This window comes from Pseudomonas sp. IT-P258 (assembly GCF_949767825.1).
Lineage (GTDB): Bacteria > Pseudomonadota > Gammaproteobacteria > Pseudomonadales > Pseudomonadaceae > Aquipseudomonas > Aquipseudomonas monachiensis.
Genome location: NZ_CATKPU010000011.1, coordinates 160547 through 182451, shown reverse-complemented (window position 1 = coordinate 182451; position 21905 = coordinate 160547). Strand labels below are relative to the sequence as shown.

The 21905-nt window shown below is 60.4% G+C and carries 15 protein-coding genes and 2 pseudogenes; 14 read left to right on the top strand and 3 right to left on the bottom strand.

Annotated features, from left to right (window positions below; genetic code table 11):
* The first annotated feature begins 28 nt into the window (after positions 1-28).
* From ACM6G4_RS00865 to ACM6G4_RS00815, 11 genes and pseudogenes are all read left to right on the top strand, one after another.
* Entirely contained in the window at positions 29-2428 is a 2400-nt protein-coding gene (locus ACM6G4_RS00865) for a type VI secretion system Vgr family protein (RefSeq protein WP_414912810.1), read from the top strand.
* Positions 2429-3217 carry a DUF4123 domain-containing protein gene (locus ACM6G4_RS00860; RefSeq protein WP_414912809.1) on the top strand — a complete coding sequence of 263 codons (789 nt, stop codon included), beginning with the start codon at positions 2429-2431 and terminating at the stop codon, positions 3215-3217.
* Positions 3214-3987, top strand: a complete 774-nt coding sequence (locus tag ACM6G4_RS00855) for a hypothetical protein (protein WP_414912808.1) — start codon at positions 3214-3216, stop codon at positions 3985-3987. The genes ACM6G4_RS00860 and ACM6G4_RS00855 overlap by 4 nt, the downstream gene beginning before the upstream one ends.
* A 141-nt stretch (positions 3988-4128) precedes the next feature.
* Positions 4129-4662, top strand: a complete 534-nt coding sequence (locus ACM6G4_RS00850) for a DUF3304 domain-containing protein (protein WP_409079165.1) — start codon at positions 4129-4131, stop codon at positions 4660-4662.
* Positions 4663-4747: 85 nt separating this feature from the next.
* On the top strand, positions 4748-5275 hold the full coding sequence (locus tag ACM6G4_RS00845; protein ID WP_414912807.1) for a DUF3304 domain-containing protein: 528 nt from the start codon (positions 4748-4750) through the stop codon (positions 5273-5275).
* Positions 5263-6306, top strand: a complete 1044-nt coding sequence (locus ACM6G4_RS00840) for a DUF2235 domain-containing protein (RefSeq protein ID WP_082562900.1) — start codon at positions 5263-5265, stop codon at positions 6304-6306. Before ACM6G4_RS00845 ends, ACM6G4_RS00840 begins: the two co-directional genes overlap by 13 nt.
* Positions 6299-6835 carry a DUF3304 domain-containing protein gene (locus ACM6G4_RS00835; RefSeq protein ID WP_414912806.1) on the top strand — a complete coding sequence of 179 codons (537 nt, stop codon included), beginning with the start codon at positions 6299-6301 and terminating at the stop codon, positions 6833-6835. The genes ACM6G4_RS00840 and ACM6G4_RS00835 overlap by 8 nt, the downstream gene beginning before the upstream one ends.
* Positions 6823-9153 (top strand): T6SS phospholipase effector Tle1-like catalytic domain-containing protein, encoded by a 2331-nt coding sequence (locus ACM6G4_RS00830; RefSeq protein ID WP_414912805.1) that lies wholly within the window; start codon positions 6823-6825, stop codon positions 9151-9153. Before ACM6G4_RS00835 ends, ACM6G4_RS00830 begins: the two co-directional genes overlap by 13 nt.
* The gene (locus tag ACM6G4_RS00825) at positions 9150-9413 is read left to right on the top strand and encodes a PAAR domain-containing protein (RefSeq protein WP_056722572.1); all 264 of its coding nucleotides are present in this window, start codon (positions 9150-9152) and stop codon (positions 9411-9413) included. Before ACM6G4_RS00830 ends, ACM6G4_RS00825 begins: the two co-directional genes overlap by 4 nt.
* A gap of 140 nt (positions 9414-9553) precedes the next feature.
* Positions 9554-10544, top strand: a pseudogene (locus tag ACM6G4_RS00820) (hypothetical protein).
* A pseudogene (locus ACM6G4_RS00815) lies at positions 10537-13905 on the top strand (ImcF-related family protein). Before ACM6G4_RS00820 ends, ACM6G4_RS00815 begins: the two co-directional pseudogenes overlap by 8 nt.
* Before the next feature lie 159 nt (positions 13906-14064).
* Here ACM6G4_RS00815 and ACM6G4_RS00810 read toward each other — a convergent pair.
* Positions 14065-15246, bottom strand: a complete 1182-nt coding sequence (locus ACM6G4_RS00810; RefSeq protein ID WP_223541391.1) for an acetyl-CoA C-acyltransferase family protein — start codon at positions 15244-15246, stop codon at positions 14065-14067.
* Entirely contained in the window at positions 15243-16025 is a 783-nt protein-coding gene (locus ACM6G4_RS00805) for an enoyl-CoA hydratase-related protein (protein WP_056722569.1), read from the bottom strand. The genes ACM6G4_RS00810 and ACM6G4_RS00805 overlap by 4 nt, the downstream gene beginning before the upstream one ends.
* A 217-nt stretch (positions 16026-16242) precedes the next feature.
* Here ACM6G4_RS00805 and ACM6G4_RS00800 point away from each other — a divergent pair, with 217 nt between their 5' ends.
* Genes ACM6G4_RS00800 through ACM6G4_RS00790 form a run of 3 tightly spaced genes read left to right on the top strand, consistent with a single transcriptional unit; the run spans position 16243 to position 19712 of the window.
* A complete protein-coding gene (locus ACM6G4_RS00800) occupies positions 16243-17349 on the top strand; it encodes a polyamine ABC transporter substrate-binding protein (RefSeq protein ID WP_056722567.1) in 1107 nt (368 codons plus the stop codon).
* A gap of 39 nt (positions 17350-17388) precedes the next feature.
* On the top strand, positions 17389-18807 hold the full coding sequence (locus ACM6G4_RS00795) for an aminotransferase (RefSeq protein ID WP_414912804.1): 1419 nt from the start codon (positions 17389-17391) through the stop codon (positions 18805-18807).
* Complete coding sequence (locus ACM6G4_RS00790) at positions 18804-19712, top strand: helix-turn-helix domain-containing protein (RefSeq protein WP_414912803.1); 909 nt, start codon at positions 18804-18806, stop codon at positions 19710-19712. The genes ACM6G4_RS00795 and ACM6G4_RS00790 overlap by 4 nt, the downstream gene beginning before the upstream one ends.
* 118 nt (positions 19713-19830) lie before the next feature.
* Here the strand turns inward: ACM6G4_RS00790 and paaZ are convergent, their stop codons facing one another.
* Positions 19831-21900: a phenylacetic acid degradation bifunctional protein PaaZ gene (paaZ, locus tag ACM6G4_RS00785; protein ID WP_414912802.1), complete on the bottom strand. Its 2070-nt coding sequence runs from the start codon at positions 21898-21900 to the stop codon at positions 19831-19833.
* Positions 21901-21905 lie beyond the last annotated feature (5 nt).

Here is a 21905-nt window from a genome sequence, read left to right as displayed (position 1 = left end):
GCATCGATAGACTAGGGAGGTCTGCAACATGCACCCCGTATTGCCCGTTTTCTTCGACCACAGCCGCCACACACTCTGGGTCCGAGAGGTGGACGCCCCCCTCGACGTCCTGGCCTTCCACGGCGAAGAACACCTCAGCCAGCCGTTCAGCTACTACATCGAGTTCACCTCCAGCCAGCTCGACATCGACGCCGAACTCATGCTTGGCCAACCCGCCAGCTTCAGCCTGCACGCACTGCCGGAAAAGGTCTCGTCGCTGATCTTCGAACCGTCCGAAGTCAAGCCGCTGCGCAGCTTGCACGGGGTAATCAGTAGCTTCAAACGCCTGTCCGCTTCCGTCGACGAGGCGCGCTACGAAGTCACCCTGCAACCGCGCCTGGCGCTGCTCGCGCGGGGCCGGCAATACCGGATCTACCAGCACCGGTCGGTGCCGGAAATCGTCGAGCACATCCTGCGCGGCCGCCACGATTTCAGGGGCCAGGACTTCCTCTTCCACCTGCACCGCGAGTACCCCCGGCGCGAGCAGGTGATGCAATACGGCGAAAGCGACCTGGCCTTCATCGCCCGGTTGCTGGCCGAAGTCGGCATCTGGTACCGCTTCACCAGCGACGAACGCCTGAGTATCGACGTCGTCGAATTCCACGACTCCCCGCGCGCCTACCAGTTCGACGTCGAACTGCCGCTGCGGCCGCTCTCCGGGCTGAGCAGCGACCAGGACAGCGTCTGGGCCCTGCAGTCGGAACACCAGGTGGTGGAACAGCACGTGAACATCCGCGCCTACCACCACCGTGACGCCCGCGCGCACCTCGACGGCGACATCGACCAGACGCGCGGCGCCAAGGGCACCTACGGCGAGGCCTATCACTACGCCGAACCCTACACCGCGCTCGGCGACCGCCATGCCTTCCCCGAAGACGTGCAGTGCGAAAGCGGCTACTTCTATGCGCGCCTGCGCCACGAGCGTTACCTCAACCGCCGCACTCGCCTGCGCGGCATGAGCAGCAGCGCCTGCCTGGCGCCGGGCCAGGTGCTGGAAGTCACCGACGGCGCGCCCCAGGCCTTCGCGCCGCGGGCGGTGATCATCGGGCTTCAGGCCAGCGCCACCCGCGACCGCAGCTTCGAGTGCAGCTTCCAGGCCATCCCCTATGCGCAGACGGTGTGCTTTCGCCCAGACGTACCGCCCAAACCCTTGATCGCCGGCACCGTGCCGGCCCGGGTGACCAGCGCGCAGGCCCACAACCCCTACGCCGATACCGACGCCGAAGGCCGCTACCGGGTGCAATTCCTGTTCGACCGCGACACTTGGGACGCCGGTCGCGAAAGCACCTGGCTGCGCCTGGCCCGGGCATACGCCGGCGACACCCACGGCCTGCACCTGCCGCTGATCGCCGGCACCGAAGTGGCGGTGGCCTTCGAACAGGGCGACCCGGACCGGCCCTACATCGCCCACGCCCTGCACGACAGCCAGCACCCCGACCACGTCACCATGTACAACGAAAAGCGCAACGTGCTGCGCACCCCGGCCAACAACAAACTGCGGCTGGACGATACCCGCGGGCAGGAGCACATCAAGCTCAGCACCGAACACAGCGGCAAGAGTCAGCTCAACCTTGGGCACGTGGTGGATGCCGAGCGGCAAAAACGGGGTGAAGGGTTTGAGTTGCGCACCGATGCCTGGGGCGCGATTCGCGCGGGCAAGGGGTTGTTTATCAGCTCCGATGAACAGAGCAAAGCCCAAGGGCAGGTGCTGGAGATGGGGGCCGCATCCAGCCTGATCGAGGGGGCGAAAGGGCAGATAGCCTACTGGCAAGATATCGCCCTGGCCCACCACAGCCGCCAGCCCACTCTCGACGGCTTGCAGCAGTTGCAAAGCGCCGCGAAAGACCTGGCCGACGCGGCCATCTTGCTCAGCGCACCCAAGGGCATCGGTGCGGTGACGCCGGCCAGCCTGCTTCTGAAAAGTGGCGACGCGCTCCACCTGCAAAGTGACGACGACATCAATCTGGCCGCCGTCCAGCGTCTTTTAGCCCACGCCATTCAAGGCATCTCCCTGTTGGCCCAGCAGGGAGGCCTGCGCGTGGTCTCCGGCAAGGGGCCGCTGGAAATCGAGTCCCACGACGATCTACTGAATCTGATTGCCCAGCTGGACGTCACGATGCAGTCGGTGCAGGGGCATCTGCTGTTCACGGCCAAAAAAGGCATCACGCTGGCCAGTGGAGAAAATTTCATCCGCATCGATCCGAACGACGGCATCACTCAGGAAAGCTCCAGCAAGCTGACGTCTCGGGGGCAGCATATCTGGGAGGGGCCTGGCGGCCAGAGTTTTCCGTTGATGGTGTTGCCGAAGTCGGTGTGTGAAGAGTGCCTGAAAATTGCTCAAGCCGAGGCGGCGGGCGCAGTGATGCGCACGACCGGTGGGGGACGATAAATGCAAGAAACTTATGAACAGTGGCTCGACCAGTTGGAAGGCTTGTGCCGTGCAGCGGACCTCGATCATGTTGATTTAATCGTCGACCAAGCGGGCTCCGATGTTTCCCTGCTACCAGCACTCGAAGCCATCGAGCCAGCCATTCCCTGGTTTTCATTTTTCAGCACAACGCCGGAGGAGACGTTGTTGCCTCAGGCGCCGATCCTGATGCGCATCAGTCTGGACGATTGGCACCACAAAGCCTGGCTGGAAGAAATCATCGAGCAGATGGGGCACATGCCGAGACTCATGTTGTTGATTTCCCCCATCCCGTTCGATGTTCTGACCAAGACCCTGCAAGGACTTTCACAGCTTGAATGGGGAGGAGAGTCTGGCTTGCTGCGTTTCTACGATCCGCGTGTGCTACCGCAATTGTTGGCAAGCGTCCTGGATCCGGAACAGAAACAACGGTTTCTGAGCCTGGCGCTGTTCTGGAGTTGGCTGGATCGGGATCAACGGATTGCCTGGCAACCGGGCACCTATGGCTCGGATCAGGTACTTGGAGAAGCAAACACTCCGGTTGAGTTGACGGATGCGCAGTTTGATCGGTTGGGCTGCATCAGTGATGCGCAAAAGTTGCTCGGGTTTGCAGTGAAAGCGTTTTCACAACTATCCAGTGAGGAGTGTTTTTCTCGCTGTTACCACGTTGTGCTTCAAGCAAGTTGCGAAAATTATTTCGGGGGTTTGAATGCTTGTGCGGTGGACAAATTTGCTGTGTTGTCTGGTGCGAGTGGAGAGGGGCAAGAGTGACTAAATTTATAGCGAAATTAATATTGGTGGGGCTGCTTGTCTCATCTCTTATGGGGTGCGGAACAAATGCGGCGCGGATTGAAAACTTGGGTTTTGCCAGCGATGCAGATTATTACAGGGGGGTAGTAACAGATGTTCAGGTACTAACATTTAATGCGGATCTTGCATCCGTGCTTTGTTATATAACAATTATTTGTCCGGTTGTCGTGCTGGCCAGTATTCCAGTCGATCTGGCGGTCGATACGCTGAGCATTCCCCATGACTACGCGCGTGCAGATAGAAAAGAAGAAATGACTGATATCCAGGCGAGAATGGAGCCGAATCATGGGTATATTAAGTTTGACTTTGGTGGTTCAAAAAGCTTCCGAGCTTCTGCGCAATCAATTAGGTATGGGGTGGAGTATAAGAATGGCACTAAAAAAGACCTGAGGTTATATGTTGATGGTGCTCCCCTTGTTGACTCTTCGATGACGGCTTATATACCGGCCTTCAAAGGATACTTGCCTGATTCAATGTGGATGTATTATGGAGAGCGTTATGATGATGTAAAGGTTAGGTTTGTTTTTCCAGATAAGCTTTCTGCGTCTTCTGTCAACAGCTCAAAAGTAAACGATTGGCTGCATTCAAATAACAATACTTTTGTTTTCTATGATGGTAGGCAAGGGGTAGAAGACAAGGAAAGTAAAGTTTCAATTTCGCCAGCTATAAAATATCCGGATGTAAAGTTTTCGGTTGAGCCACGCTGGCGTCCAAGCTCACATACTTATTAAGTGGGCGGATTATCTGTGGTTTAAGGGGTGTCTGTATCTATGCGTAGCCAATGTGTTTGTTGCAGGTATATGTAGGTTTAAGTGAAAAAATTTTCATTCCGGGTGTTTGTCGTACGCGACTTAATAAACAGGGAGCGTTTAATGGGTAACGAGAAAGGGAAGGCTGGGCGGCAATGGGCTGTCGGTAGTTTGCTGTTGTTGCTGGGCGGGTGCTCTCCGGGGACTCCGAAGTATCTGGCCGGGGATTTGAATGGGGTTAATCACACGTCGGCGGCTATTAATTACTTCATGGTGAATGGTTATGGAGGAGGGAATGCCAGTCCTAATGGATACGGGGGTGGAGTGTGTTGTGTGATGTTGCCCAGCCAATGGTCGCCGGGTTTGAAGTTCAAAGTGGAGTGGGAAACCGATCCGAATCCAAACGCAAAAATAAAACGCAAAACATCGGGTTATGGATTCGATCCAGATGCATACGATCAGCATAAAGCCAAGTACCAGCAACACACTGCCATTGTGGAACTTCCGCCTTATGAAGACGAACTGTGTGCGTTGGAAGTGCATTTTCTGCCGTGTCATCAAGTCAAGGTGTCCACTTCCTGTTGGGCTTATCCCTCACCCAATAGTCCGATCAAAGAGCCAATAAAAATGAAGGAGCCTGCCGTATGTCCGAAGTAAAGACCCGTGATGCCGTAGGTAGTGAACGAAAGTTTCCTGCCGCAGGCATTTTTCGTGCGCAGCTTAATAAACAGGGAGGCGTTTAATGAGTAATGAGAAAGGGAAGGTCGGGCGGCAATGGGCTGTCGGTAGTTTGCTGTTGTTACTGGTCGGGTGTTCTCCGGGGACGCCGAAGTTCCTGGCCGGGGATTTGAGCGGGGTTAATCACACGTCGGCGGCGATCAATCATTTTTCCGTAAATGGTTATGGTGGAAGAAACATCTCTCCGTTTGGTTATGGAGGGGGAGTGTGTTGTGTGATGTTGCCCAGCCAATGGTCGCCGGGTTTGAAGTTCAAAGTGGAGTGGGAAACTGATTCTGATCCTTATGCTAAATCCCCTCCATTGGGAACCGATGAGTTTCGGGCCTTTATGGTCAAGCATAAAGCCAAGTACCAGCAACACACTGCGATTGTGGAACTTCCGCCCTATGAAGACGAACTGTGTGCGTTGGAAGTGCACTTTCTACCTTGTCATCAGGTCAAGGTGTCCACTTCCTGCTGGCGCTACCCGTCACCCAACAGTCCGATCAAGGAACCTCTGAACATGCAGGAGCCAGCCGTATGTCCGAAGTAAAGAATCGTGATTCCGTGTATGTCCCGTCCCTGTTTCCCAAGGAAGGGCGGTTGCCCAGCGATCCAGCAGTTGTGAGGGACAATTACGATCGGCAAACGGCCGAAGTGGAGTTGTACCGTCAGCAGTTGAATGCCCAACGCGGGTTTCGCGGCGCTTCCACCTGCGCGCGTGCCCTGCACATCAGCCTGTTTTTCGATGGCACCAACAACAACGAGCCCTACGATACCCGCGAGGCCAAACCGCCCCACCCGACCAATATCGCGCGGCTGTTTCACGCCAGTCTGGATCAACCGGAAAACGGTTATTTTGGTTACTACATCCCCGGCGTGGGCACCCCCTTTCCCGAGATTGGCGAACTGGACTTCAGTATCATGGGTATGGCGTTTGCCAACCGGGGCGAGGACCGGATCAACTGGGGACTGCTGAGAATCGCCGACGCGTTGTCTTTTGCGTTAGATAACAAGAAGGGCTTGGCGCTCCCGGTCGCCCAGACCAAGCTCAAAGCCATGGCCACCACCTGGCCCATGACCGCCTTGGGCAAAAGCAGCCGCCGCCAGGCCATGGTTTCGCTGCTGGAGCCGTTGCGGGTCAAGGTGTCGACGGCGCAACCCACGGTGCTGGCGATCAAGTTGTTCGTTTATGGCTTTTCCCGGGGGGCCGCCGAGGCGCGCACCTTCATCACCTGGTTGAGCGAGTTGTTTGACACGCCGCAAGGCGCCGAGCTTCCAGAACAAAAGCTCCTTGGCCTGCCATTGAGTATCGAATTCCTTGGTTTGCTGGATACCGTGGCCTCGGTGGGCAGCGCCCGTGCCGCGCCCTTCGCCGAAGGGCATATGGACTGGGCCGATGGCACTCAATCACTGCCCGATGTCGGGCGTTTCCCCGAATGGATCAAGGACTGCCGGCACTTCGTCGCCGCCCATGAGAAGCGTCTGTGTTTCCCGTCTCAAGAAAAGGTAGTGAACGAAAGTTGCCTGTCGCAGGCATTTTTCGTGCGCAACTTAATAAACAGGGAGGAGTTTAATGAGTAATGAGAAAGGGAAGGCTGGGCGGCAGTGGGCTGTCGGTAGTTTGCTGTTGTTGCTGACCGGGTGCTCTCCGGGGACGCCAAAATATTTGGGCGGTAATTTGAATGCGGTTAACCATACGTCCGCAGCCATCAATAGTTTTTCGGTAAATGGTTATGGGGGGGGCAATGCCAGTCCTAATGGATACGGGGGGGGAGTGTGTTGTGTGATGTTGCCCAGCCAATGGTCGCCGGATTTGAAGTTCAAAGTGGAGTGGGAAACTGATCCAGCCCCCTATGAAAAAATTAAACGTAAACCCGATGGGTTTAATTTTGATGAATCTGCATTGGCTAAACATGAAGCCAATTACGGAAGACACACTGCCATCGTGGAGCTTCCACCATATGAAGCAGAGAATTTGTGTTCGTTAAAAATTCATTTTTTACCTTGTGATCAGGTTAAAGCTACCACTGCCTGCATGGCTTATGGTCAACCTGCCTATCCGATCAAGGAACCTCTGAACATGCAGGAACCAGCCGTATGTCCGAAATAAAGAATCGTGATTCTGTATATGTCCCGGCCCTATTTCCCAAGGAGCGGCGTTTACCCAGCGATCCTGAAGCGGTAAGGGAGAATTACCAACGGCAAACGGCTGAAGTGGAGTTGTATCGCCAGGAGTTAAATGCCCAGCGCGGATTTCGTGGGGCTTCCACGTGCGCGCGCGCGTTGCACATCAGCTTGTTTTTCGATGGCACTAATAACAACGAGCACAACGACACTCGTGTGGCCGAGCCGCCACACCCGACCAATATTGCACGGCTTTTTCACGCCAGCATTCTTCAGCCGGAAAGCGGTTATTTCCGCTATTACATTCCTGGCGTGGGCACCCCCTTTCCCGAGATTGGCGAACTGGATTTCAGTACCATGGGTATGGCGTTCGCCAACCGGGGCGAGGACCGGATCAATTGGGGATTGCTTCAGATCGCAAACGCGTTGTCCGTTGCACTGACTAAAGATGATTTATCGCTGACCACGATGCAGACCAAGCTCAAAGCCATGGCCACCACCTGGCCCATGACCGCATTGGGCAAAAGCAGCCGCCGCCAGGCCATGGCTTCGCTGCTGGAGCCGTTGCGGGCCAAGGTCGCGACGGCGCAACCCAAAGTGCTGGCGATCAAATTGTTCGTCTATGGCTTTTCTCGCGGCGCCGCCGAGGCGCGTACTTTCGTCACCTGGTTGAGCGAGCTGTTCGATACCCCGCAAGGCGTCGAACTCCCGGAGCAAAAGCTGTTGGGCCTGCCGTTGAGCATCGAATTCCTCGGCCTGCTGGACACTGTGGCCTCGGTGGGCAGCGCCCGTGCCGCGCCCTTTGCCGAAGGGCATATGGACTGGGCTGATGGCACACAGTCACTGCCGGATGTCGCGCGTTTCCCTGAGTGGATCAAGGACTGCCGGCACTTCGTCGCCGCCCACGAGCAGCGGTTGTGTTTCCCGCTGGACTCGATCCGTTATGCCGACGGCCGTTACCCGCCCTATGCCACTGAAGTGGTTTACCCCGGCATGCATTCGGACGTTGGCGGTGGATACCCACCTGGGGATCAGGGCAAGGCCCGCGGTGGGGCGGGCGAGTTGTTGTCGCAGATTGTTCTGCATGACTTGTATGCAGCGGCCTTCTCGGCGGGCGCGCCATTGACTGTGTCCGAAGCAATAGTCCCGGATGACCTTCGACAAATTCAACCGACACGAGCCATGTCGACGGCAACCGAAAAAGAATTTGCACTGGACGATTCGCTCATCAACCGCTTCAACGCCTGGCGCACCACCCTGGGCTTGGCCGAAGACCCTGCCTCAACTCCAACCACCAGCGAACCCCTACGCCTTGGCCACAACCTGGAAGACACCATGGCCGCGCAACTGGCCTGGCTCACTGGTTGGCGAATCGAGCGATTCGCCCGGGGCAGTTATGCCAATCAGCCTTTTTACGGCCAGGCCGTGCAAACCAACGCGACCCTGCAAGCCGAGCAGAAAGCCCAGCGTCAGATGGATACGAAGAAGGCCAAAGGGGCCCGCGCGGGCGTTCGAGGCCAACCCGTCGAAACGCAAAATCTGGCCGCCCTTGCCGGCCCACCGCCTTACGAACCAGTGCTGGACCAGCAGCAAATCCGCGAGGCCGCCGTCGAGTTCGAACACGACTATCAGCAGTGGCGCCGAGATCAGACCAGCTTTGGGGGATTGGTATTCGATGGCGTGCTGAGGGACACGGTGTATCTGCTCAGCGAGGATGACGAGCAGCGCGAGTACGCGCAGATCAAGGCGGCCGGAGAGTTGCGCGCCAAGGAACTGTTCATCGAACGTAGGGACAATCGGTTTGAAGTGAGTGACTCAGCGTCGATCGCTGCGGTAGTCGCCATGTTCGACGATCAGGTACACGACTCCCGCGCCTGGTTCCTGCATGACTTCATGAATTCGCGGGAGATGTTTGGTGATTACTTCCGTTATCGCGCGGTGTATTTCGGCGATGAATCCAACAAGCGCTGGACGCCGGTCGTGGTGGCGGGACGCGTGGTGGGCATTGCCCTGGTGTTGGGCGGGGCGTACAGCATTCGTCGTTACGGCGGCAAAGCCTTTGCCGGGACGATGGTCGCGGCATCAGTGGGTTATCAGGTGATCAACGCCGCCACGGGCGAAGTGGAACCCTTCCTGCCGGGCGCGGAGCAGATCCTGAAATCGACGTTGGCCATCGGCCAGGTCGTGGCGCAGCAAAAGCAGGCCATTGTCAAAGCCGAAGACGCGCTGCGCATGGAGAACATGCTCGACTACCTGACCCGCAGTGGCGGGTTGGTCGAGCGGGTGAAGGAGGTGGTGTCTTGATGCCCTTGGTGCGTAGGGGCGATCCGCTGCGCCCTTATGGCGGCGAGGTGCTGGAAGGTCACTTCGAAGCCTTCGGCATGCCGGTGGCTTGCATGGGTGACAAGGTGCGCTGCGACAAACACGGCACGACGCGTATCAGCGAGGGCGCCTCGGGGTTCACCATGGAAGGCAAATTGTTGGCGCTGGATGGCTACCGCTGTGACTGTGGTTGCCGGTTGGTCAGCACCCTGGCGGTTTCCTCCATGGGGGTGGTGCCATGAATCGGCCGCCGGAGTACCCCGAGGTAGTGGCGCCAAGTGTTCCACAGTGGCGGTGCTGGTGGCTGGTTTTACTGTGGCTATGGGGCCTGCAGGCGGCCGCCTTGCTCACGCTGTGGCCTGAGGATCAGCCACGGCTGGAGCTGTGGTTATGGAGTGCCGTGCTGCCGTTGTGTTGGGCGTTGGCATTGGCCCTGCGCGTGTTGGCATGGCAAATCGGCCTGTTTGGCAACGGCGTGTATCACCGTAGCGTGGACGCCGCGGTTCAGCGCTGGTGGCGGCGCCGCAGTCTGGGTTTGCCGGTGCAGCAGGTGTGGTTGATTGGTCCAGCGGGCGATGTCCAGGACAATTACCAAGGGTTGATGGCAGGCACCTCTTTGCCGAAGCCATCGAAACTGCGGGAGGCCTCACAGGTACGGTTTTGTTGCCCGCTTTCGCTGACCAAGACCACCCTGCGCGCACCGGCCCTGGCTCGGTATCTGGCTCGGATGACCCTTGAACTCCCGGAATTGAAAGAACGTTGGCCGGCATTGCGAGGTGTTGTCTGGATGGGGGATGAGAGCAGCCAGACCGCCTTCACAACGGCACTGGGCAAGGGGGGAGTGGTGCTGCCCGAAGCACGCTTGCCTTTGGACGATCTGACCGATCTGGACGCTCTGATCGATGCCTTTTTCCACGATTGTCGTGACAAGGATGATTGGGTGCTGTGCGCTGGCGTGATCTCGGTCGAAAGTGCTGAAGGCACAGAACTGCCCGGCGAGGCGGGCTTTCTCTGGCTGGTGAGTTCGCAGGGGCGCCAGGTGTTGCACCGGGGAGAGTACTTGAATGAGACGCACCAGACAGCTGTAGGCCTCTGTACACAAATGCAGCGATATGCCGGGATCGACTCGGCCCCCCCCAACCTGCCTTGCAATGGATAAGGAAAGCCAGGAAGCCTTCGTGGAAGGCGGGTGGTCGGCTGGCGAACATCAATTGGCAAGACACTGGGGGGGACTGGCGCATATCGCACCATTCATTGGTATGTCCCTGGCGCTGTTACAGGCGGGGAAGGCCGGACAACCTTGCGGTTGGCTGAGTCAGGATGGAAACAAGCGATTGGCTATTGGAATGGCGGTGCCTCATGGCAATGAATAACGCAAAGTACAAGGGTTCTTTGATTCGCGTGGGATTGGGTTATCTGCTGATCCTGGCATTACTGGTGATACAGGGTTGTCTGCTGTATGCCTTGAGCGGCACTCACTTCGGCTGGCCGCAACTGTCGCTCAAAGACTTGGCGCTGCGCGGTTTCGGCATCTGGTTTGCCATCGGCTGGACCTGCCCGACCATTCTGCTGGCCTGGGATCGGCTGGCAGGGACTCGGTCGAATCGGATAATCGGAATGGTCGCTGAAACACCGGTTTCACCCTTGAGCAAACCGAGCGATTCCCCCGACATTTCCTGGTTCCCCGAATTAAAGGAGCACCTGCGCGAGAACTACAGTTTTCTCAAACGGCCAAAGGTTCGCTTTCTGTTGGTCGTCGGCGAACCCGAGCAGGTCGAAGCCATCGCCCCCAAACTGGCAGTACAAAAATGGCTGGAAGGTCACGACACCATCCTGCTTTGGGGCGGTAGCCTGCAAAGCAAATTCGATGATTCACGCCTCGAAGCGTGGCGCAACCTGACCCGCTGGCGCCCCCTTGACGGCGTCATCTGAGCCCTCGACAAACCACAAAGCGCCGACCCCCGCGCCATGGACCATGGCATACGCCACCTGCAAACCCTGGCCCACAAGCTGCGCTGGCAGTTACCGCTGCACCTGTGGCAGGTCTGCGACAGTCAGTGGGACCAGAAAACACGCCAGACCCAGGCGGTGGGTTGTCTGTTGCCGACACGGTTGACGCCGGTGGCCGTGGAGAATGCTCTGCAAGACCTGTTGGAACCCCTGCGCGACTCCGGATGGGCGCAGATGCATGGAGCCATTCATCATGACTTCCTGCTGCGCCTGTCCCGCGATTTGCAGGTCGAGGGCATTGCCCGTTGGCGGCAGGCGCTGACGCCGTTGTTCCGGGTGTTTGCCCGTGGCGTGCCGTTGCGCGGGTTGTGGTTCAGCCTGCCGGTGCCGGGTGGCGAAGAAAAAAAGGGAAATACTGAGCACTTTTGGCACGCCACACCGCCCTGGGAGGGCGTGCTCGGTGACAAGACTGTTCACCGTCGCCGTTTGGGCTGGGGCGCCACGCGGATCAGTTATTCACTAGCAATGGGGCTGGCGCTGATCTGGGGCGCCGGCCTGCTGCTGTCCTTCGCCAGCAACCGCGTGCACATTGCCCAGATGCAGAGCACGTTGGTCTCTCTCGAACAGTCGCAGAGCCCCGACGAACAACTGCTGGCGTTCAACGAGTTGACCCGCGAGCTGGGGCGCCTGGACTACCGCGCCGAGCACGGCACGCCCTGGTACCTGCGCTTCGGCCTCAACCAGAACGACCCATTGCTGGCGACGCTGTGGCCGCGCTACGTCGACGCCAACCAGCGGTTGCTGCGCGACCCGGCCGTGGCCAGGCTGCAGCAGCAACTCAAGGCGCTGATCCAGTTGCCGCCGGACAGCCCCAAACGCGCCAGGCGTGCCCCGCAAGCCTACGCGCAGCTCAAGGCCTACCTGATGATGGCGCGCCCGGAAAAAGCCGACGCGGCTTTCCTCGCCAAGGTGCTGGTCGAGACCCAGGCGCAGCGCGCCGACATGACGCCGGGGCTCTGGCAGGGCCTGTCACCCGGCCTCTGGCAGTTTTATGCCGAGCAACTGGCGGCCCATCCGGCCTGGCGTATCGAGGCTGACCCGACGCTGGTGGCCCAGGCCCGTCAGGTACTGCTCGGCCAGCTTGGCCAGCGCAATGCCGAAGCCAGCCTGTACCGCCAGGTGCTCGATGCGGCGGCCAATCACTACCCGGCTCTGAGCTTGCCGCAGATGGTCGGCGACACCGACGCCCGCGCGCTGTTCGCCACCACGGCCAGCGTGCCCGGGGTGTTCACCCGCCAGGCCTGGGAGGGCCAGGTCCGCCAAGCCATCGACGAGGTGGCCGAGGCGCGCCGCGAGGAGATCGACTGGGTACTCAGCGACAATCCCGTCAGCCTCGCCGCCGACTTGAGCCCGGAGCAACTCAAGGAACGCCTGACCGAGCGCTACTTCCAGGACTACGCCAGCGCCTGGCTGGACTTCCTCAACCGCCTGGACTGGCAACCGGCACGCAGCCTGGATCAGGTGATCGACCAGTTGACCCTGATGAGCGACGTGCGCCAGTCGCCGCTGATCGCGCTGATGAACACCCTGGCGTATCAGGGCCAGGCCGGCACTCGCGGCCCGGCCCTGGGTGCGTCGTTGATCCACTCCGCGCAGAAGCTGATAGCCCAGGACAAGGTGCCGCTGATCGACCAACAGGTCCCCGGCGCGAGCGGTCCGCTGGACGCCACCTTCGGTCCGCTGCTGGCGCTGTTGGGCAAGGAGGCCGAAGGCAAGAACGACAACGACCGGCTGAGCCTGCAGGCCTTCCTCACCCAAGTCACCCGGGTACGCCTGAAGCTACAACAGGTAAGCAGCGCCGCCGATCCGCAGGAGATGACCCAGGCCCTGGCGCAAACCGTGTTCCAGGGCAAAAGCGTCGACCTCACCGACACCCGCGCCTACGGCAGCCTGATCGCCGCCAGCCTGGGGGCGGAGTGGGGCGGGGTCGGCCAGACCCTGTTCGTGCAGCCGCTGGAACAGGCCTGGCAAAGGGTGCTGCAGCCGTCGGCGGCAAGCCTCAATCGCCAGTGGCAACGGGCGATCGTCAGCGACTGGCACGGCGCGTTTGCCGGGCGTTACCCGTTCGTGGCGACCACCAGCGATGCGTCATTGCCGATGCTTGGGCAAATGATCCGTGCCGACTCCGGGCGCATCGAGCAGTTCCTGCAACAGCAACTGGGCGGTGTGTTGCGCAAGGAAGGCCAGCGCTGGGTGGCCGACTCGCGGCACAGCCAGGGCCTGCGCATCAACCCGCGGTTTCTCGCGGCGCTCAATCAGCTCAGCCACCTGGCCGATGTGCTGTTCACCAACGGCGGTCTCGGCCTGGGGTTCGAGCTACGGGCCAAGCCGGTGCGCGACGTGGTGCAGACCACCTTCATCCTCAACGGCGAAAAACACCACTACTTCAACCAGAAGGAAAGCTGGCAACGCTTCAGCTGGCCAGGCTACAGCGACCGTCCGGGGGTGAGCCTGACCTGGACCAGCGTGCAGGCCGGCGAGCGACTGTTTGGTGATTACCAGGGTACTTGGGGCTTGATCCGCCTGCTCGAACAGGCTCGGGTCACCACGCTGGACGACGGCGACAGCCACTACCGCGTGCAGCTCAAGGCCCCGGACGGCCTGGGCCTGACCTGGCACCTGCGCACCGAACTGGGCGCGGGACCGCTGGCGCTGCTCAAGCTGCGCGGCTTCAAGCTGCCGACGCAGATTTTTCTCGCCGAGGGTGAAAAGGTGCCGCGCTGATTTCGACCCCTGGCAACATATTTGTTGGTGAAGCGTGCGATGGAGTGGGTCAGGTAGTTGATTTTTACTGCCGGTGGTCAGGTAGCAAACAATCGGCTCGCGGAAATGTAAAAAAGGCCGGTGATCTGCGCGATCACCGGCCTTTTTTACAGCTGTTGCTTACACGCGTTCAAAAATCGCCGCAATCCCCTGGCCACCACCGATGCACATGGTCACCAGCGCGTAACGGCCGCCGGTGCGGTGCAGTTCGTGGATGGCCTTGGTGGCGATGATCGCGCCGGTCGCGCCTACCGGGTGGCCCAGGGCGATGCCCGAACCGTTCGGGTTGACCTTGGCCGGATCAAGATCGAGTTCCTGGCTGACGGCGCAGGCCTGGGCGGCGAAGGCGATGTTGGCTTCGATCACGTCCAGGTCGGCGACGGTCAGGCCAGCGCGCTTGAGCGCCAGGCGGGTGGCCGGGATCGGGCCCAGGCCCATGAATTCCGGTTCGACGCCGGCGTGGGCGTAGCTGACCAGGCGGGCGAGGGGTTTCAGGTTGTTGGCCTGGACCGCGTTGCCGCTGGCCATGACCAGTGCGGCGGCGCCGTCGTTGAGGCCCGAGGCGTTGCCGGCGGTGACCGAGCCGTCCTTCTTGAACGCAGGCTTCATCGCCGCCAGCTGTTCCAGGGACGTGGCGCGTGGATGCTCGTCGACGCTGAACAGTTTGACGCCTTTGCGATCCTGGATTTCCACGGTCGCGATCTGCTCGCTGAAGTAGCCGTTGGCAATCGCGTGGGCCGCGCGTTTCTGGTCTTCGAATGCCAGGGCGTCCTGCATTTCGCGGGTGATGCCGTTGCGTGCGGCGACGTTCTCGGCGGTGATGCCCATGTGGATGCCATGGAAGGGGTCATGCAGGATGCCGAGCATGTAGTCGATGACCTGGGCGTTGCCCATGCGCGAACCCCAACGGGCGGATGGCATCAGGTACGGGCCGCGGCTCATGGATTCGGCACCGGCTCCAACGACGATGTCGGCATCGCCGAGCATCAGGGTCTGGGCGGCGTTGATGATCGCTTGCAGGCCCGAACCGCACAGGCGGTTGACGTTGTAGGCCGGGGTTTCCTTCGGAATGCCGGCGTTCATCGCCGCGACGCGGGAGATGTAGGCATCGCGGGTTTCGGTCGGGATCACGTTGCCCATCACCAGATGGCCAACGAGCGCCGGGTCCACGGCGGCTCGCTCCAGGGCGGCCTTTACGGCCGTGGTCGCGAGGTCGGCCGGTGGCACGTCCTTGAGCGAACCGCCGAATGTACCGATGGCGGTACGGGCGGCGCTGACGACGTAGATTTCTGGAGTGTTCATGGCTGGTTTCCTTTCGGTGGATTCTTATCTGTACTGCGATTGAGCAGGGCGTTCAAGGCGGTTTTCGCCTCGTCGGTATTCAGGCGCTGAATGAACAGCGTGTTTTCTTCGCGCAGGGTGGCTTCCAGTTCGGCCAGGGAAGCCTGTTTCATCAGCTGCCGGGACTGGCGCAAGGCTTGCTGGGGCATGGCCAGGAAGCGCTGGGCGATTTTTGTCGCCGCCGCCAGGCATTGTTCGCCGTCATCGAAGGCTTCGTTGGCCAAGCCCCAGGCCACCGCTTCGTTGCCGTCCAGGCCGTTGCCCAACAGCAGCAGGCTCGCGGCGCGGGCGTGACCGAGGCGGCGGGGCAGCAACAGGCTGGCGCCGAATTCGGGGCACAGGCCGATGTTGACGAACGGCATGCGCAGCTTGGCGTTGCGGGTGACCAGTACCTGATCGCAATGCAGCAGCAAGGTGGTGCCGATGCCGATGGCCGCCCCGCAGACTGCCGCGATCAGCGGTTTTTGCAGGCGCGTGACGACCTTCATCAAATAGAACGCCGGGGCGTCCAGATGAGTGGGCGGATTTTGCAGGAAATCCACCAGGTCGTTGCCGCTGGTGAAGCACGCCGGGCCACCGGTGAGGATGATCACGCCGGTCTGCGGGTCTTCGTCGGCGGCCAGCAACAGCTCGGCCAGTTGCGTGTACATAGCGTTGTTCAGTGCGTTGAGCTTGTCCGGACGGTCGATGGTCAGCGTCAACACGCCGTCGCGTTGCTCGTGTTTGATCAGGTCGGTCATCGCAGGCTCTGCAGGGTCGGTTCAGGGCTGCCACTTTAAGCGCCGGACAAACTCCGGATCTATGGCAAAACGGGTCAACTGCACTGCCGCTTTTTGCCATGCCGGTGCGCCAAAAAGCGACACACACCCATTCGGGGTATGGCCGCGCCCGGCGAATCGACCAATAGTGAGGGCATCCGCTCATCCAGAGCCGAACTCGCTATAAGGTGCATTTGCTATGGGCAAGACGCTGCTTAAGGTGATTTCCAGTCTGTTTGTTGTACCGCTGACCTTTCATGCCTACGCCGCCGAGGTGGACGGCAGTAATACGCTGCGGCTGTACAACTGGGCGGACTACATCGGTGAAAAAACCATCGCCGATTTCGAAAAGGCCAGCGGTATCAAGGTGGTCTACGACACCTTCGATTCTTATGAAACGGTACAGGCCAAGCTGCTCACCGGCCACTCCGGTTATGACCTGATCGTGTTGAACGCCTCCCTGGCGCCACCGCTGATCAAGGCCAAGGTGTTCCAGCCGCTGGACAAGAAGCTGCTGCCGGGCTGGACCAACCTGGACCCAAAAGTCCTGGAGGATCTGCAAGGGTATGACCCGGGCACCGCCTACTCGGCGCCTTATACCTGGGGCAGCAACGGCGTCACCTACAACGTCGACAAGATCAAGGAACGCATGCCGGACGCACCGATCGGTTCGCTGGCGATGATCTTCGACCCCAAGATCGTCTCGCGCTTCGCCGATTGCGGCGTGACCCTGCTCGATGCCCCGACCGAAGTCATCCCCATGGCCCTGAAGTACCTGGGACGCGACCCGAGAAGCGCCGCACCGGAGGATCTGAAAGCCGCCCAGGACTTGTTGCTGTCGGTACGGCCGTACATCCGCAAGTTCGACTCGGTCAATTACCTGACCAGCCTGCCCAACGGCGACGTGTGCATGGCCATGACCTGGTCCGGCGACTACGCCACCGCCATGGCCCGAGCCGCGGAAGCCAAGAAGAAGATCGACCTGGCCTACTTCATCCCCAAGGAAGGCTCGCTGATCTGGTTCGACAACCTGTACATCCCCGCCGACGCGCCCCACGTCGTCAATGCCCACAAGTTTCTCGAGTACCTGATGCAGCCGCAGGTGATGGCGGACGTGAGCGATTTCATCAACTACGCCAACAGCAACGCCGCCGCCACGCCGTTGTTGAACGCCGATGTGCGCAACAACCCGGCGATCTATCCCGATGCGCAAACCCGCGAGCGGCTGTTTCCGCAGAAGACCCAGGACGCCAAGGACATGCGGGCGATTACCCGGGTCTGGAGCACGGTGAAAAGCGGCATCTGATGGGTTCGATCGTTAGTCATTTCGATTAGAGGTTTATTTATGGCAACGCCTACACGCAGCGTTTTTTCCCCAGCGGACGAGTCCCGGCTGGTCAAGGCCGACAAGGCTCACCATATGCACGGCTATCATGTGTTCGACGAACACGCCGAGCAGGGTTCCTTGAACATCGTCGCAGGCGATGGCGCCTATATCTACGACACCCAAGGCAACCGCTTTCTCGATGCGGTGGGCGGCATGTGGTGCACCAACATCGGTTTGGGCCGTGAGGAAATGGCCGAGGCCATTGCCGATCAGGTGCGGCAACTGGCTTATTCCAATCCGTTTTCCGACATGTCGAACAACGTGGCGATCCAGCTGTGCGAAAAACTCGCAAGCCTGGCCCCCGGCGACCTCGACCATGTGTTCCTCACCACCGGCGGCTCCACCGCCGTGGACACTGCCTACCGGCTGATCCAGTACTATCAGAACTGCCGTGGCCTACCTGCGAAGAAGCACGTCATTGCGCGGTTCAACGCCTATCACGGCTCCACCACCCTGACCATGTCGATCGGCAACAAGGCCGCCGACCGGGTGCCGGAGTTCGATTACGCCAACCCGCTGATCCACCACGTCTCCAACCCCAACCCGTACCGCGCGCCGGACGGCATGGACGAGGCGCGGTTCCTCGAGTTCCTGGTCAAGGAATTCGAAGACAAGATCCTCTCGATCGGCGCGGACAAGGTTGCCGGGTTCTTCGCCGAGCCGATCATGGGCTCGGGCGGGGTGATCATTCCGCCCCGGGGTTATCTCAAGCGCATGTGGGACGTCTGCCAGCGCTACGACATCCTGTTCGTCGCCGACGAAGTGGTGACCTCGTTCGGACGCCTGGGCAAGTTCTTTGCCTCTTATGATGTGTTCGACGTGCAGCCCGACATCATCACCACCGCCAAGGGCCTGACCTCGGCCTACCTGCCGCTGGGTGCGTGCATCTTTTCCGACCGTATCTGGAAAGTCATCGCCGAACCGGGCAAGGGCCGCTGTTTCACCCACGGCTTCACCTACAGCGGTCATCCGGTGTGCTGCACGGCGGCGCTGAAGAACATCGAGATCATCGAACGGGAAAACCTGCTGGCCCATGTCGACACGGTGGGCGCTTATCTGGAAGAGCGCCTGGCAACCCTGCGGGACTTGCCGCTGGTGGGCGATGTGCGCTGCCAGAAACTCATGGCCTGCGTGGAATTCGTCGCCGATAAACGCACCAAGGCGCTGTTCCCCGACGAGATCAACATTGGCGAGAAAATCCATGTGCGGGCCCAGGCCCGGGGCTTGCTGGTGCGGCCGATCATGCACCTCAACGTGATGTCGCCACCATTGATCCTGACGTTTGCCCAGGTCGATGAAATCGTCGAGACCCTGCGCGAATGCATTCTGGAGGTGGCCGCCGAGCTTGAAGCGAGCGGACAGTACGCGGGCCAATGATTTCGCCAGTCAGGCTGTTACCAAGGGCTTGTCCAGCCGCTAGACTGCGTGGCATGAGCAAACCAGACGACGATACGCTGATCGCGGTGCCCTTCGGGGCATTGCACAAATGGCATGGGGGAATGCGCGAGGCATTCGCCCATGTCGATGAGCCCGACGCCCTGCAACACCTGGCGTCAGCGTTGGCGCAACTGGTGTCCGTCGAGTCGATGATGATCAGCCTGGAGCGCAAGGACCGCGCGCCCCAGTTGCTGCATCAGCGCGGGATTGCCCAGGAGTATCAGGTGTCGATCCTGGAGCGCTATTTTGCCGGGGGCTATTTGCTCGACCCGTTTTGCCTGGCGGTGGAGCAGGGGTTGGCGCAAGGCTTCTATCACCTGGAGGAAATTGCCCCCGACAATTTCTTCGACAGTGACTACTACAAATCCTATTACCTGAAGGCGGGCTGCTCGGAAGACAGCTACTACATCGTCGATACCGGCAATGACACGAAGATTTCCGTCAGTCTCTATCAGGGTTTCGGCGGTGAATGCCTGAGCGCCGAACAGCTGAACCTGCTGCGCGCCGTGGAACCGCTGGTGCGCGAATTCATCAGTGAGTTCAGTCAGCGTGGATTGCTGCGCAGTGGCGAGATCCAGTGCGATAAAGAGCAGGGCGTGCGCGATGATCTCAAGCACCGGGTGCAGTCGGCGTTCGAGCATTTCGGCAGTGATTTGCTCACTGAGCGTGAGCGGCAGGTGGCGCACATGATCCTGCGCGGGCATTCGGTGAAATCCACGGCCAGCCAGATGACCATTTCACCGGAAACCGTGCGCATGCACCGTAAGAACCTGTATCTGAAACTGGAAGTGGGGTCGCAGTCGGAATTGTTTGCGCTGTTTATCGAGTGGTTGCGCAGGCATTAACAAGCAAAAGATCGCAGCCTGCGGCAGCTCCTACACCGATCCGGTACAACCGCCATTTCGCGAATGCACCCAATCCCTGTAGGAGCTGCCGCAGGCTGCGATCTTTTGACTTTAAGGATTAGTCCTCACGCTTGACCACCAAAGTCAAAATGTCATAGCTGGCTACCAACTCACCCAGCTGGTTGGTCACTTCCACATCCCAAGCCACCACCCCTTGCGGAACGCCTTGCGGGCTCTTCTTGCCCTGGTCGATCTTGCGTTTGCAGGTCAGGCGCGCCTGGATGGTGTCGCCGATGCCGACCGGGTTGATGAAGCGCAGGGTGTCGAGGCCGTAGTTGGCCAGCACCGGGCCGACGCCAGGGGAGACGAACAGGCCGGCCGCCGCCGACAGTACGAAGTAGCCGTGGGCGATGCGCTTGCCGAACTGCGATTCCTTGGCGGCGATGTCGTCGAAGTGCATGTAGAAGTGGTCGCCCGACAGGCAGCCGAAATTCACCAGGTCCGCTTCGGTGACGGTGCGGCGGTGAGTCAGCAGCGATTCGCCGATCTGCAGGTCCTGGAAGTGGCGACGGAACGGATGTACCTCGGTCTCGATGACCTTGGCCCCGCGCACGTACTCACCGGTGACCGCCGCCAGCATGGTTGGCGAACCTTGCACCGCCGCGCGTTGCAGGTAGTGTTTCACCGCGCGCAGGCCGCCGAGTTCTTCACCACCGCCGGCACGCCCCGGGCCGCCGTGCTTGAGTTGTGGCAGCGGCGAGCCGTGGCCGGTGGATTCGCCGGCACAATGGCGATCCAGTACCAGCAAACGACCGTGCCAGGCCGCCGCGACCGGGATGGCCTTGGCGGCGATTTGCGGATCCTTGGTCACCAGGCTGGCCACCAGGCTGCCTTTGCCGCGCGCGGCCAGGGCCAGTGCTTCGTCCAGATCGTCGTAGGCCATCAGGGTGCTGACCGGGCCGAACGCTTCGATGTCGTGGGCACCGCCCTCGGCATGGGGGTCGCGGGCCTGCAACAGGGTCGGAGCAAAGAACGCGCCTTTGTCGACATTTTCACCACGGGGTTCGAAACCATCGCGGGCACCGAACAGCATGTCACTGCTCTGCAACAGCGCTTCCAGGCGTTCGGCCACGTCTTTGTGCTGGTCGTGGGAAGCCAGTGCGCCCATGCGCACGCCTTCCACCGACGGATCACCGACCACCACTTTGGCCAGGCGATCACGCAAGCGGGTAGCAACTGCATCGATGTGTTTGGCCGGCACGATGGCGCGGCGGATGGCGGTGCATTTCTGCCCGGCCTTGGTGGTCATTTCCCGGGCGACTTCCTTGATGAACAGCTCGAACTCTTCATCATCCGGGGTCACGTCCGGGGCGAGAATGGCGCAGTTCAGTGAGTCGGCTTCGGCGTTGAACGGCACCGAATTGCGGATCAGGTTCGGGTTGACCCGCAGCTTGGCCGCGGTGTCGGCGGAACCGGTGAAGGTCACCACGTCCTGGCCTTGCAGGCGGTCAAGCAGGTCGCCGGTGCTGCCGATGATCAGTTGCAGGCTGCCCGCTGGCAGCAGGCCGGATTCGTCCATCAGGCGCACCACGGCTTCGGTCAGGTAGCTGGTGGCGCTGGCCGGTTTGACGATGCACGGCATGCCGGCGAGGAAGCTCGGGGCGAACTTTTCCAGCATGCCCCAGATCGGGAAGTTGAACGCGTTGATGTGCACCGCCAGACCGCCGCGAGGCACCAGAATATGAGTGCCGGCGAAGGTGCCCATTTTGCTCAGCTGCATGGCCGGGCCTTCGTGGACAATATTGCCCGACGGCAGCTCCCGCGAACCGAGGCTGGCATAGGTAAACAGCGTGCTGTTGCCGCCCTCGATGTCGATCCAGCTGTCGGCGCGGGTCGCGCCGCTGTGGTGGGAAATCGCGTAGAGCTGTTCTTTGCGCTCGCTCAGGTACAAGGCCAAAGCCTTGAGACGCTGGGCGCGTTGCTGGAAGTCCAGCGCCATCAAGCCGCTGATGCCCTGGCGACGGCCATGTTCGATGGCCTCGGCGAAGTTCGGGCGCTCCTCATGGGTGCGGGCGATTTCATGGCCGTCAATGGCACTGCGCAGCACTTGTGCGCCCTGTTGGCCGAGCCAGCGGCCGGCGATGAAACTCTGCAGGGTAGGGGCATGCAGTGTAGGTGAGGAGGACATCACGA